The following is a 14,286-nucleotide window of genomic DNA, read 5'->3' on the forward strand; positions in this document are numbered from 1 at the left end:
GGCTATGTGGTAGCGGAAAAAACAAAGGCAGTGACAGAGAGGCAAGATTGATGAAACGTGTAACCAACCGCACCCTACTATCCGCAGCGATTGCGCTGGCAACTTTTCAAGCACACGGTGCCGGATTCCAAATTAGTGAGCATTCCGCCAGTGGCCTAGGCCGCGCATTCGCAGGGGAAGCAGCCATTGCAGACAACGCAGCTGTCGCAGTGCGTAACCCTGCAGCCATGACCATGTTCGACTCAGCACAACTCTCTGGGGGCATTTCCTTTATTCAGCCGGATGTGAATGCGAAAGTGAATACCGTCGGCAGCAATCCTGCGTCGGCAATCCCAAATACTTCGAATGAACATAGTGGCGTCGCACCTGATGCTATCGTTCCAAATGTTCATTACGTAAGGCCTCTTGATGACAAATCCGCCCTCGGCGTATCTGTCTTCTCAAACTTTGGCCTTGCAACCGAATACCCTTCTGATTCTGCCGCTGGCGTCATAGCCGGACAAACCGAATTAACCACCATCGACTTTAACGTCAACTACGCCTATAAAATTACGCCTCAATGGAGCTTAGGGTTTGGTTTGAATGCGGTTTATGCCGACGCTTCTCTGGTTCGTAATGCGGGTGCCGCAGTGTATGGTGCGAATGCAGGTACCTTATCTGCGCTGGGTATAACATCGCCAACCGATGAAGTGACAAACATAAAAGGTGATGGCTGGGGCTTTGGCTGGAATGCGGGCGTTCTCTGGGAAATCAATGAAAAGCACCGTTTAGGTCTGTCCTATCGTTCGGAAACTGACATCACGTTGGATGGCGACTACCGAGGAACATCTAACGCGCAAAGCGTACTCACTGGCGGAACAGTGCCGGGTGAATTAGAGCTGAACTTACCGGACATCCTCGAGTTTTCTGGCTATCACAAAGTGGCACCTAAATGGGCTGTCCATTATAGTGCCATGCGCATTGGCTGGAGCTCATTTCAAGAGTTGAAGGCAACCAGTTCATCATGTACCAGCACGGCTGGAGCAGGGATCTGTCTGCAAAAAGACGAGAAATGGGACGACAGTTGGCGTTATGCCATCGGTGCAACACACTATTTGAACAACGAATGGACGCTTCGAGCAGGCTTCGCGATTGATGAAAGCCCAGTACCAGATTCACACCGTACATTGAGTATTCCTGATACAGAACGTAACTGGTACACCATCGGTGCAACGTATCTCGCATCGGACAATCTAACCATTGATGGCGGCTTCGCTTACCTTAACGGAGACTCTGTGACAGGAAGCGAAACAGAAAGCGGAACAACGTTCACCTTTGAAGCAGGTGGTGACGCCTATATCTACTCGATTAGCGCGAATTACACATTCTAATCATTTGTTTCATTAACAAGAAAAAGTCGACTCTTTGCAGTCGGCTTTTTTATTTCCCTCACAGAAGCAAAATTTTCCTGATAAACCCGTGACGGACAAGCACAAGAGCACAAAACTCAGTTTTCAAACGCGCGTTTATATCTACAAATTCTAACAGAATCAGATAACTCACTAATAACAATGCAATCAACAACTGCATTTCCAAATTTGAGTAATTACTTCAAACAACAGTTTTCCTTTCCGTACTCCATTCCGGCATTAAATTCCGTCAAATACACCAATTTAACAGCTATTTAACATTCCAGTGTTGCGTGCCATATTACTCAGCGAAAAGATCCGACCAGATAAAACGTGAGTCACTCTCTCGCTGCGTCTCATCTTTAAAACACACTAAAACAATAATTTACACCTGTATCCCAACGGACATCTCTAACGGACAGAGAGGCGGTATGTCACAAAAATTTTTAAAGACGGCAATTGCAATCACAGTAGCGTGTACTTCTTCCCTTGCTTGGAGTGCGGGCTATCAGGTATCAGAGCATTCGGCCAGCGGATTAGGTCGCGCCTTTGCGGGAGAAGCCGCGGTCGCTGACAATGCGTCAGTGTTGGCGCGCAACCCAGCGGCGGGAATACTGTTTGAACGTGCAACGACATCTGGCGTCATCAGCTTTATTGACCCAAATGTCGACGTTTCACACACAGGCCCTTCTAGGGAGCAATCAGCAAAAGACGTTGCACCTTATGCCATCGTGCCCGCCTCGTACTACATCTCCCCTATCAACGACCAATTTTCATGGGGCGTGGCTCTCTTCACTGGCTATGGGGTCGCGACCGATTACCCGGATGATTTCAATCAGGGCAGCTCTGCCGGTGATACGTCTCTCGTCAGCGTGACGTTCAACCCAAGTGTCGCTTGGCAGGCTACAGAACAATGGAGCTTAGGTGTCGGTCTCAGTGCCGTTTACGGCATTGCTGAGTTGAATCGCCATTTAGGTCTAAATGCAAGGTTGCTGCCTGGAGCCAGTGCATCAGACAAGCTCATCACCATGGAAGGCGACACCTTTGGCTTTGGCTGGAACATTGGCGCACTGTATGCCCTTGATGACAAAAACCGATTTGGCTTCGCGTATCGCTCTGAAGTCACACTCGACTTCGACGGCGACTTCACCGATCACAGAGGCCTTGCTGCTGGATTACCAGCGGGAACCACATTGACAGGTAAACTTGAAGCCGTCCTTCCCGCCACCTTTGAATTCTCTGGCTTCCATCAAGTGGATCCTCAATGGGCGGTTCACTACAGCGTGTTATGGACAGAGTGGAGTCAATTTAAAGAACTCCGAGCAACCAACCCACAATGTAACTCATCAGACGGTGCAGGTATTTGCTTCTTAAAAGAAGAGCACTACGAGAATGCCCTTCGCTGGTCGCTGGGTGTGACACATAACCTCAATGATGACTGGATTGTCAGAGCAGGGTTTGCCTTTGATGAGCAAGCGGGTAAAGCCACCCTCAGCATTCCAGATACCGATCGCTACTGGTACTCCATTGGAGCCACCTATCAGTACAACAGTGACCTCTCCTTCGATGCAGGGTTTACGCTCATTGACAGCCAATCCGGTACGTTCACGGAAGACGGAGAAACCTTCGATAGTTCAGGAAACGCCTTGGTTTATGCCATGCAGGCTAACTACACCTTTTAATTTTTCATCGATTAGCAGTTCATGAGGCGTTTTATGAAAACGAAAATTTTAGCCATGATGGTTTCTGCCGCCCTTTTGTCGGCATGTAATGACTCCAGCCTTTCCGGTGAGCCCACTCTAGATCCCGGTGTTACTGACAGTCTCAATGCACCAACGAAAGTAAACTTCGATCTCTTGGCAAAAAAGCCCGTGGTCGTCACACCTAGTTTCATTGCCGTTGATACGCATGACGGTACGCTGGCTTCCGAAGGAACGGTAGGAAGCAGTGCTTACTCGACAGATATTTCCGATCCTCTGGTTGCGACGGGGAAAACCGACGGTTGGGGAACGCAATCACCCATCAGCGTGTCATTCACCGGTAACGATCTCGACCCGTCAACAGCAAGCCAAGGCTTTCGTTTGATGGCAAGTATCAACCCAACTGCATCGTCGAGCACCGTAACCCCCACGTTACTCAAAGAGAACCAAGACTACTCCGTGAGTGCCAGTGGAAAAACGCTGACGGTTTCCCTGAAAAAGCCACTCAATCCAGCCGCAGAATACATGTTTGCCATTACCAATGACCTAAAAGATGTCACAGGGGCAAGCGTTGGTATGACACGCTCGTATGCCTTGTTAAAAGACAAAGCGGCGCCACCCAGTGATGCGCTGAAGCCCGCTCAAGCGATCACTCGCACGGTGGAAAGCGAGTTCAACAAAGCAGGGGTTCCTGCTGAAGACATTATCTTTTCCACTTGGTTTACCACGGCATCAGCAGGTGATGTCCTCTACGGTGCAAAACAAGCCACCGCGTTTGCAATCGATCAAGGTGCATCATCAGTTTGGAAAGGTTCTGCCATAAGTAGCTCAGTCACATCTGCAGAGCTAGACGCCCTGTTTTCCATCACGGCTCAAGCTGTTACACCTACCCAAACGAGCGCAGGCAACACAGTTATTGCCCTTTCGGTAAAACTGCCATACTTCTTAAGCAAAGAAGCTGGCACTTTCTCATCGACTCCTTGGAAAAGTGGCATGCCAAGCTTAGCGGCCATCACTAACATCCTTTCAAGCGGTACAACAGACGACAAAGCGGCTGTGTTAAGTCAACTAACTGCGCTGGGTATTTCGCAATCCCAGTTAGCGACAGTTGCGACTGACCCTCAAACACAGGCTGACGTGTTGCCGAAACTTGTCGGCGCAACCCTAACCAAAGCTGACGGCAGTCAGCTTGATGCCGAGCGTCTTGTTACCCGCTACAGTCCTGTGCCTATGCTGCGTTCAGTGGAAGATGTACCCGTGATGCTGGTCGTACCTAAATCAGCGAACTGTGCCAACGGCGCCAAGATGCGAGCCGTCATTTTCCAACATGGCATTACATCGAAAAAAGAAACACTTACTGATAACGGCGGCATCGGTGCTGATGGCCTTATCGGTGATAACTGCGTCGCTATTTTCGCCATTGATCACCCACTTCACGGTGAGCGAGCTATATCCGAACAATTGAGCGCGACGACAGGCAGCGCCGCTGTTTATCTCAACCTCGCTGCTCTGCCTGTTGCACGTGATAACCTGAGACAAAGTGCGATTGACGTCATCAACCTGCGCGCATCCATCGGGCGTATTCTTGCGCTGCTAAAACAAGGCGGAACCCTTGCCGCACCGCTTGGCAACCTAGACCCTGATAAAGGCGTCGCCTTTGTTGGCCACTCTCTGGGTGCAATCACTGGCGTTGACGTTGGGAATGTTGCAAACCGTTCAGTGAATAACCCAACTGCAGATACCTTTCTTTTCAACATCAATGCTGTGGCACTTGCTAACCCGGGGGCGGGCATTCCTTATCTGCTGCTCAACTCAGGGTTCTTTGGCGATTTCGTAAAAGGAAGCTTGTTAGCCGGTGCAAATCAAACATTTGCGGGCTTTTGCCAGCAAAATGGGCTGTCTAATGATTTAAAAACCTGTTTCTCGGTGTTTCAAACGAATTCACCTGATGCAGCGTTACAGCCAGCTTATGACGCATTTGGACAATACGCTGTTGCCGCTCAGATTGTGTTAGATTCGGTAGACCCCATCAATCACGCAGGCTCAATCGGCAGCAACATTCCCGTCTACATGTCTTCTGTGGCGGGCGATGAAACCATTCCGAATGCGTTGAAAGAAAATACACCTATTCGCGCAAACTCCACAGTTTACGAGATTTACTCTCCGTCAGGAGGCACGCTACCGCTTATCGAACCTTTAGATTTAGACGCCACTACAGCGTCAGTGAGCGGCCAAACGGTCAAAAGTGCACTGCTGTTCACTGAAGGCGGACATTCTTCACTACTGAATACATCCCCAAGCGGCAATGCCAATACAGAAATGCTGGACCAAATTGCGTCTTTTATTAATGGCGATGGTAAAACACTTGTTGTCGGTGACAGCAGCATCCTTTCCACCTCCCAATAAAGGGCTGTAGCCCGCTTTATCCCTGCTTCGAAGGCCTATTTGCGTAGGCCTTCTTCTTTTTTTCTCTTTCCGTTAAATTCCTCTCGACAATGTAAAAAAAACGCGCAAACTGTGTTTTTTTGTGACATCAATCTTTTTAGGACGTTTTTTCGCCGGGATTGGGCGAGTTTTGTAGGGATAAGAAGTAATGAATCCAGTAGTCGTTTCCGTCTGCGTGATGCTGTTGTTAGCTCTCTTACGAGTTAATGTCGTTGTCGCGTTGACTTTTAGTGCCATTCTTGGCGGTATCGTGAGTGGCATGAGTTTACCCGATACCATTTCAGCGTTCGAAGGTGGCTTAGGGGGTGGTGCAACCATCGCGTTGAGCTATGCCATGCTTGGTACCTTTGCCGTTGCTATCAGCCGCTCGGGTATCACCGACCTGCTAGCGCAATCAGTTATCCGTAAACTTAATGGCCGAGACAGTGCAAAAGGGTCTGCCGCACTCAAATACTCAGTGCTCGTTGTGTTGGGTCTGCTGGCGATTTCTTCACAAAATGCCATTCCTGTGCACATTGCTTTTATCCCTATTGTTATTCCACCTCTTTTGCATGTATTTGCAAAACTCAAGATGGACCGCCGTCTGGTTGCATGTGTTCTAACATTTGGTTTGATCACACCCTACATGGTGTTGCCGATTGGTTTTGGCGGGATCTTCCTGAACAATATCTTGCTGAAAAACCTGCACGATAATGGCTTGGATGTAGTTGCAAGCCAAGTACCGCACGCAATGCTATTGCCCGCTGCGGGAATGGTATTTGGTGTCCTTATGGCGGTATTTTTCAGCTACCGTAAGCCCCGTGAATATTCGGAAGAACTGATCCTAGCCGCTGAGCCAGAGAAAGCTGAATTCAAACCTTGGAACATATGGGTAGCGGTGATTGCCATTATTGTGACTCTCGGCGCACAGCTTTACACAGGCTCCATGATAGTTGGCGCATTGGCGGGTTTTATGGTGTTTACGTTTGGTGGTGTCATCAAGTGGAAAGACTCACACGACGTCTTCACTCGCGGCGTACACATGATGGCGATGATCGGCTTTATTATGATTTCAGCAGCAGGCTTTGCGGCTGTGATGAAAGCAACAGGCGGCGTTGAAACACTGGTTGCCTCGCTATCATCAAGCATTGGCGACAACAAACCACTTGCTGCACTACTCATGCTGGTTGTTGGCCTGTTGGTTACCATGGGTATTGGTTCATCTTTCTCGACCATTCCAATCATTGCAACCATTTATGTTCCACTGGCATTAGCGTTTGGCTTCTCACCAATGGCGACCATTGCACTCGTTGGTACTGCTGCTGCGTTGGGTGATGCAGGCTCTCCAGCATCTGACTCGACCTTAGGCCCTACGTCAGGTCTTAACAGTGATGGTCAACACGAGCATATTTGGGATACGGTTGTTCCAACCTTTATCCACTACAACCTGCCGCTTATCGCGTTTGGTTGGTTGGCAGCAATGACACTGTAACGCTGTGTGATTACTGATTACCAGAGACAAAAAAGCCGCTGAAATCAGCGGCTTTTTCTATATTGCTCGAAAACTTATTCGTTTTCAGCGGCGTCACGTCGTGCTGCCGATTCTTTGATCATTGGCTGAAGTTCGCCTTTCTGGAACATTTCCAGAATGATGTCACAACCACCGATCAGTTCGCCATCAATCCACAGTTGTGGGAAAGTTGGCCACTGAGCATAAATTGGCAGCTCAGCACGGATATCTGGGTTTTGCAGGATATCAACGTATGCGAATTTCTCACCACACGCCATCAGAGCTTGGCTTGCCTGAGAAGAGAAGCCACAGCTTGGCAACTTAGGCGAACCTTTCATGTATAGCAGAATTGCGTTTTCTTCGATCTGCTGTTTGATTTTATCAATAGTTTCCATTACTTCCTCGAACACAAAGTGTGATGATTACGTCGATTCTAACTGGGAAATGCTCGGAAAAAAACGCCTAAAGTTTGTAGGGGCAAATTCCCTCTATTTTTTTAAAATTATTCTTTTAATAAAGTAAAAACTTGCTAAACTATTCCGCAGTCAGCCTATAAGTAGATACGTCAGCCTACAGGTAAGCACTCTTAAAGTGTAAGACAAATCTACAGGAAGCAATAAAGTCAGGGGGAGACCCCGCCTATCATGGAGAATCGAGTAATGGCATTTCAACTACCAGCTCTTCCTTACGAAAAAAATGCACTAGAGCCACACATCTCTCAAGAGACTCTGGAATACCACCACGGCAAACACCACAACACCTACGTGGTTAAGCTGAATGGTTTGATCGAAGGCACTGAGCTTGAAAGCAAATCTCTGGAAGAGATTATCAAGACTTCTACTGGCGGTGTATTTAACAACGCTGCTCAAATCTGGAACCACACGTTCTACTGGCACTGCCTGAGCCCAAATGGCGGCGGCGAGCCTACTGGTGATGTTGCAGACGCAATCGCTAAATCTTTCGGTTCATTCGAAGAATTCAAAGCGAAATTCACTGATTCAGCAATCAACAACTTCGGTTCTTCTTGGACTTGGTTGGTGAAAAAAGCTGACGGTTCTCTGGATATCGTTAACACGTCAAACGCAGGTACACCTCTGACTGAAGAAGGCGTAACTCCTCTGCTGACTGTTGACCTGTGGGAACACGCTTACTACATCGACTTCCGCAACCTGCGTCCAGATTACATGAATGCATTCTGGGCACTGGTTAACTGGGAATTCGTAGCACAAAACCTGGCTGCGTAATTTCTGGCTGAAAGCCTTTGAAAGAAAATACCTCGCTAAGGCGGGGTATTTTTTTGTCCTTGCTTGTCATCAATCGAAAATCGCTGGCAATAAAAAAGCCGCTGCAGATGCAGCGGCTTTTTCGTATGAACGCAGTCTTATGCGACTTCAGACAGAATGATTCGCAGTGTACGACGCAGCGGCTCAGCAGCACCCCACAATAGCTGATCACCAACCGTGAACGCATTGAGGAAGTCATCGCCCATTGCCATTTTACGTAGACGACCAACAGGGATAGACAGTGTACCCGTGACTTTTGCTGGAGAAAGCTCTTGAACAGTGATGTCACGTTCATTTGGAATCACTTTCACCCAGTCATTGTGTGCCGCGATGATGCCTTCGATTTCATCCAACGGGACGTTTTTCTTCAGCTTCAACGTCAGTGCTTGGCTGTGACAGCGCATTGCCCCAATGCGAACACAGGTGCCGTCGATTGGAATTGGACTGTCTTGTAGACCCAGAATCTTGTTGGTTTCTACCGTGCCTTTCCACTCTTCTTTACTCTGACCATTTTCACGCTTCACATCAATCCAAGGGATCAACGAGCCCGCCAGAGGCGCACCAAACTCAGAGGTTGGGAAACCTGATGAACGCTGAGTTTCTGCCACTTTACGGTCGATATCGAGGATAGACGTTGATGGGTTTGCCAGATCCATGCTCACAGAGTCATTTATCACACCCATTTGGCTGATCAATTCACGCATGTTTTTCGCGCCCGCACCTGAAGCGGCTTGGTACGTTTGAGAGGTCATCCACTCAACGAGACCCGCTTGGTACAAACCGCCCACAGCCATCAGCATTAAACTAACGGTGCAGTTACCACCTACATAGGCTTTAGTGCCTTGGTGAATACCTTCTTGAATTTGTTTAAAGTTAACAGGATCGAGCGTAATGATTGAATCGTCTTTCATACGCAAAGAAGACGCGGCATCAATCCAGTAACCTTTCCAGCCTGCAGCTAACAGTTTTGGATACACTTCATCGGTGTAGCTGCCGCCTTGACAGGTTACGATAATGTCCAGCGTCTTCAGGCTTTCAATATCAAATGCATCCTGCAGAAGACCAGCATCTTTACCATAGTTTGGTGCTGGGATACCTACTTGAGAGGTGCTATAGAAAACGGGCTCAATAACATCAAAGTCACGCTCTTCTACCATGCGCTGCATCAGTACGGAGCCAACCATACCGCGCCAGCCTACTAAACCTACTCTTTTCATTCGTTCTCACACTCCTTGTTTTAATCTTCTACACCTATCTTGAAAATTAACGACACAAATAACAAGCAAAAACTGCATCTTTTTGCAGCTAAACGTTAAAAAACAGGCTAGTTCGCTGTTGTTTTTCAACAACCTTTAAGCAAGAAGCCGTTCGCAAACACTTTTGCTGTTAACAATATGAATTAATTACAGTTATATCCGCCATCAATCCAAGGCACATCACGGTCGAGATATATCACTATCCTTATCGTCCTTTTCAGCGCAATTGTCGAAGCATGAAAATTTTAACAGAGTTAACCACCTAGAATTTACACTTTTTAATACATCAAAAAACAACCAACCCTTAAGTTGGATCACCGTGCATTAACATCTGCAAAACCAAAAACTCACACACCTCCATTAAAATGAACAGTTTCAGTGTTCAGACCAGAGAAATCGAAATACTTGTTACCCCTGAAGTGAGTATTTCGCTAAAGTATGCGTCCGCCGCCAGGATGGTAGTGACAAAGCCCACAAACCTGCAGCTTGACGTTGTTTCGGTATATTTCGGCAGGAGCCAAGGGCCTGACACTTAATATAGGTTTGAAATATGCAACAACACTCGGCGCGACTTCCTTCTTTGTTCCAAGTTTTCGCTGCGCTTGGTCTGTTTCTATTACTGGCATTTTCGTTTACGGCGAAGCTAAATCTTCCCATCCAACTGGCTTTGTACATCGGTTGGTTCATTGTCATTGGGTTAGGTATCCGACTCGGTCACCGATATAAAGACCTAGAGCACGCTGCCACCCAAGGTATTTCAAATGGACTCGGTGCCGTACTCATCCTGCTCGCTGTCGGTGCCCTTGTCGGTACATGGATAGCTGGCGGTATCGTTCCGACTATCATTTACTACGGCTTAAAGGCCATTCATCCATCGATTTTCCTCGCGGCAACGATGGTCATTTGCTCTCTAACGGCTCTAGCAACCGGCACCTCTTGGGGAGCGGCAGGCACTGCTGGTATTGCCATGATGGGCATCGGGCAAGGATTGGGCGTGCCAGCACCTGTTACTGCGGGTGCTGTTCTGTCTGGCTGTTACTTCGGTGACAAAATGTCCCCACTGTCTGATTCTGTGATCCTTGCGTCTTCAATGTCAGGTGTTGAGATTGTTGAGCACATTAAGGGCATGCTGCCCATCGCATTGATCAGTTACATCATTACAGCACTTTTGTTTACCGCATTGGGTCTTCACTATGCTGGCAACGTCGATATGGCGCAGGTATCTGATGTGATCGCGGCAATGGACAAACAGTTTGTAATCACGCCATTTTCTTTTATTCCTGTCGCTATAATACTGGTGCTTCTGGCTCTGCGTTTACCGTCCTTCCCAGTGATCTCTTTGGGGTCGGTACTGGGTATTGTATGGGCAATCGTCGTTCAAGGGATGAACCCGCTAGACGCCATCAACACAGCCTGGGCCCCCTATTCCATTGAATCAGGTGTCAACTTCATTGATGCAATTCTCAATCGGGGTGGTATGGAGTCTATGCTGGGATCAGTGGCCGTCATTGTTTTCGGCCTCGGCTTCGGTGGCTTACTGGACAAAGTAGGCGTGCTTGAGACGATTGCAAAGATCTTCGAACGTAAAGTCAACTCAGCGGGTAGCCTGGCGACATCAACTATCGCCACGGCTTTCTTAGGGAATGTGTTTGGCTCCGCAATGTACGTTTCGCTGATCCTCACCCCAAAAATCTGCGCAAAAAACTATGATCGCTTAGGGTTTAAACGCAAGAACCTATCACGCAATGCAGAGTTCGGTGGCACATTGACGTCAGGCATGGTGCCTTGGAGTGATAACGGAATCTATATGGCGAGTATTCTAGGTGTAGCTACCTTGTCATACGCACCGTTTATGTGGCTAAGTTTTGTCTGTATTCTGGTGACCATTGTGACATCTTATTTGGGTTGGTTTGTTGACCCTTGTGAGCCAACCGCCGCCACCTCAACAAAAGACGCAACGCTAGCACCTGCTCAAGTTCAAAATACATAACTGATACAAAAGAAAAAGGCATCCTCGGATGCCTTTTTCTCGTCTGTTCACCAAAAAAACAAACATTGAATCCCGCCGCAAAACAAAACTGTTGCACAAACATCACACCGAATTATTCACTTTTTAAATGCCGCATCTCAGTTTTCATCACTTTTATTAACAAGTTAAAAATGCCTCACCGTGAATAAATAGCGATCCAGATCTCATTTCCATGCAATTCATCGCATTGACTCTGTTTTATGTAGCCCATATTGACCCCCGTCAATTTCCGTTTCCCTGTCTGAAGCAAAATCGATTTGATCAATTTATCTTTGTTTGAGGGAACAATATGTCGCAACCGGCAAACTCAGACCGCAAAGTCACGATAGGCGCCTATATCGCCCTAGCTTTTGCAGTCGTATTCTTTTCTGGCCTACTCCAATCTAATCAATGGTATGGCATTTTCGATTTCACCACGCTAAACGGATCTTTCGGTAGTGTTGTTTACTCAGTAAACGAAACTGCAGACGGCATTCAAACCGCTGCAACGTCTATGCGCGGTAAAGGCGGTAGCGGTGCACGTGACGGTTTCATGTTCGCTCTTACCCTCATCCCAACTGTTATGTTTGCACTGGGCATGATTAACGTTCTTGAGCACTACGGTGCATTGGATGCGGCGCGCAAACTTTTGACGCCACTTCTGCGCCCACTGATGAGCGTACCTGGTAACACGGGCCTAGCGTTAATTGCGTCACTGCAAAGTACCGATGCAGGTGCGGCGATGACTCGCCAGCTAAAAGATGAAGGGCAGCTTACCAAACGCGAAGCCGACATCTTCACCATGTTCCAATTCTCAGCAGGCGCAACCATCGTTAACTTCTTCTCTTCTGGTGCTGTACTGTTCACCCTCACTCTGGCTGACGGTTCTATGGCTGTCACCTCGTCAATCGGTCTGGCGGTTGGCGTTATGTTTATCTTCAAATTTGTGGGTGCAAACCTTTTCCGCATCTACCTGAACATCACTGAAGGTAAAGAAGACAAAGCTAGCAACGCATCGCTGACCGAGGAGAAAGCATAATGACTACAGCTAAAAAGCCGATGGTGACGGACATTTTCGTCGAAGGTGCAAAAAAAGGCTGGAACATTGCAACCATGTCTACCGTGCCAAACGTTCTGATGGCGTTTGTGATCATCAAAGCACTTCAAATCACGGGTGCGCTAGACATGATGGGCACGCTCTTCTCTCCAATCATGGCGATCTTCGGCCTGCCGGGCGAAGCCGCAGCGGTTCTGATCGGTGCTTGGATGTCTATGGGTGGCGCAGTGGGTGTTGTGATCACCCTGTTTGACCAAGGCATTTTGAATGGCGAGCACATTGCGATTCTGGCACCAGCTATCTACCTGATGGGTTCTCAGGTTCAGTACCTAGGCCGTATCTTGGGTCCAATCGGTACCGAAGGTCGCTACATCCCAATCATGATCCTGATTTCTGTGATCAACGCCTTTGGCGCAATGTTTGTGATGAACATTTTGGTGTAATCCCCTGACTTTCTGCGCTGAGGTCTCGTTCTTCAGCGCAGCTTTCCAAATGGAATTCTGGAGTAATTATGAGCTTTTCATTAGACGCTTACCTTGAAGAACTTCGTCCGCTGGTAAATGTAGACTGTGGCACCCTGACCGTTGAAGGCATTGAGGTTGTTGCAAACATCATGGCCGCAAAATACGAAGACATGGGCGGCTGGAACATCAAGCGTGTAGATTGCGGTATCGCGGGTACCGGTCTTGAAATTCGCAACAAGCCTGAAAGCGACGTTATCGACCTGATGCTAATTGGCCACATGGACACCGTGTTTCCAGTAGGTACCGCGGCGAAACGCCCTATGAGTGTTGAAGGTAACCGTGCATTCGGCCCTGGCGTCTCGGACATGAAATCTGGCCTACTGAACATTGTTTACGCATTGCGTACGCTAGATAAAGCGGTTCTGGATAAGATGTCTATCTGTGTTTGCATGAACCCAGATGAAGAAATTGGCTCTCTGCACTCTGGCGAATGGCTAAAGTCAGTGGCAGTTAACGCGCGTCACGTACTTGTGTGTGAAGCTGCGCGTGCTGATGGCTCACTGGTTAAAGCACGTAAAGGCATGGCACGCTACAAAATGACCTTTAACGGTAAAGCTGCTCATGCGGGCAACGAACCACAAAATGGTCGTAGCGCAATTTCTGAGATGGCAAATTGGATTGTTGCTATCAATGAAATGACGAACTTTGACACAGGCACCACGCTGAATGTGGGTGTTGTGACTGGCGGCGATGGCGCAAACATCGTGCCTGAGCTTGCAACCGCAGTGGTTGATGTGCGTTTCTGGGACAACGATGAATATGCCGCGGTTGACGAAAAACTGCGTGCAATGGCAGATCAGCCATTCATCGACGGTGTATCTGTCGTGCTTGACCGTGAAGCATACAAGCCTTCAATGACACCAAGCGAGAAAACAGAAACGCTGATGGGATTGATCGAAGAAACTGGCGCAGAGCTGGGTATGAATATTACTTGGCAAGCCGTCGGTGGTGGTTCTGATGCGAACCTAACCGCAATCCTTGGCATTCCGACACTGGACGGTCTGGGCCCTATTGGCGCAGGTTTCCACAGCGATGCGGAATATCTGGAGCTGGACTCCATCGAACCGCGCATTGAGATGCTGCAACGCGTAATCGCTAAACTAGCATAATCGCAGTCGGGATGAGAAAAGGGCGCT

11 protein-coding genes are annotated in these 14,286 nt (G+C 48.2%); 9 read left to right on the forward strand and 2 right to left on the reverse strand.

The window, feature by feature from the left end; translation table 11 throughout:
• The first annotated feature begins 50 nt into the window (after positions 1 to 50).
• The 4 genes from LRP49_RS08820 (at position 51) to LRP49_RS08835 (ending at position 7,004) form a co-directional block, all read left to right on the forward strand.
• Positions 51 to 1,370 (forward strand): outer membrane protein transport protein, encoded by a 1,320-nt coding sequence (locus tag LRP49_RS08820; RefSeq protein WP_274141694.1) that lies wholly within the window; start codon positions 51 to 53, stop codon positions 1,368 to 1,370.
• Between the two features lie 449 nt (positions 1,371 to 1,819).
• The gene (locus LRP49_RS08825; RefSeq protein ID WP_274141695.1) at positions 1,820 to 3,070 is read left to right on the forward strand and encodes an outer membrane protein transport protein; all 1,251 of its coding nucleotides are present in this window, start codon (positions 1,820 to 1,822) and stop codon (positions 3,068 to 3,070) included.
• 33 nt (positions 3,071 to 3,103) lie between these two features.
• Positions 3,104 to 5,494, forward strand: coding sequence for a VolA/Pla-1 family phospholipase (locus tag LRP49_RS08830; protein WP_274141698.1), 2,391 nt, complete (start codon positions 3,104 to 3,106; stop codon positions 5,492 to 5,494).
• A gap of 187 nt (positions 5,495 to 5,681) precedes the next feature.
• Complete coding sequence (locus tag LRP49_RS08835) at positions 5,682 to 7,004, forward strand: Na+/H+ antiporter family protein (RefSeq protein WP_274141700.1); 1,323 nt, start codon at positions 5,682 to 5,684, stop codon at positions 7,002 to 7,004.
• Positions 7,005 to 7,078: 74 nt separating this feature from the next.
• Here the strand turns inward: LRP49_RS08835 and LRP49_RS08840 are convergent, their stop codons facing one another.
• Positions 7,079 to 7,417, reverse strand: a complete 339-nt coding sequence (locus LRP49_RS08840; RefSeq protein ID WP_274141701.1) for a Grx4 family monothiol glutaredoxin — start codon at positions 7,415 to 7,417, stop codon at positions 7,079 to 7,081.
• A gap of 264 nt (positions 7,418 to 7,681) precedes the next feature.
• On the opposite strand from LRP49_RS08840, the gene sodB reads away from it, so the two are divergent.
• Positions 7,682 to 8,266, forward strand: coding sequence for a superoxide dismutase [Fe] (gene sodB, locus LRP49_RS08845; protein WP_067419935.1), 585 nt, complete (start codon positions 7,682 to 7,684; stop codon positions 8,264 to 8,266).
• Positions 8,267 to 8,403: 137 nt separating this feature from the next.
• Here the strand turns inward: sodB and asd are convergent, their stop codons facing one another.
• The gene (asd, locus tag LRP49_RS08850; protein WP_274141704.1) at positions 8,404 to 9,522 is read right to left on the reverse strand and encodes an aspartate-semialdehyde dehydrogenase; all 1,119 of its coding nucleotides are present in this window, start codon (positions 9,520 to 9,522) and stop codon (positions 8,404 to 8,406) included.
• Positions 9,523 to 10,111: 589 nt separating this feature from the next.
• On the opposite strand from asd, the gene nhaC reads away from it, so the two are divergent.
• The 4 genes from nhaC (at position 10,112) to LRP49_RS08870 (ending at position 14,259) form a co-directional block, all read left to right on the forward strand.
• Positions 10,112 to 11,551, forward strand: a complete 1,440-nt coding sequence (gene nhaC / locus LRP49_RS08855) for a Na+/H+ antiporter NhaC (RefSeq protein ID WP_274141706.1) — start codon at positions 10,112 to 10,114, stop codon at positions 11,549 to 11,551.
• A 328-nt stretch (positions 11,552 to 11,879) separates the two neighbouring features.
• A complete protein-coding gene (locus LRP49_RS08860; protein ID WP_274141708.1) occupies positions 11,880 to 12,608 on the forward strand; it encodes a nucleoside recognition domain-containing protein in 729 nt (242 codons plus the stop codon).
• The gene (locus LRP49_RS08865) at positions 12,608 to 13,069 is read left to right on the forward strand and encodes a YjiG family protein (RefSeq protein ID WP_078751828.1); all 462 of its coding nucleotides are present in this window, start codon (positions 12,608 to 12,610) and stop codon (positions 13,067 to 13,069) included. Before LRP49_RS08860 ends, LRP49_RS08865 begins: the two co-directional genes overlap by 1 nt.
• A 68-nt stretch (positions 13,070 to 13,137) precedes the next feature.
• On the forward strand, positions 13,138 to 14,259 hold the full coding sequence (locus LRP49_RS08870) for a M20 family metallopeptidase (RefSeq protein ID WP_274141711.1): 1,122 nt from the start codon (positions 13,138 to 13,140) through the stop codon (positions 14,257 to 14,259).
• The last annotated feature ends 27 nt before the right edge of the window (positions 14,260 to 14,286 follow it).

Origin of the sequence: Enterovibrio qingdaonensis (genome assembly GCF_028683135.1) — a bacterium.
Classification (GTDB): domain Bacteria; phylum Pseudomonadota; class Gammaproteobacteria; order Enterobacterales; family Vibrionaceae; genus Enterovibrio; species Enterovibrio qingdaonensis.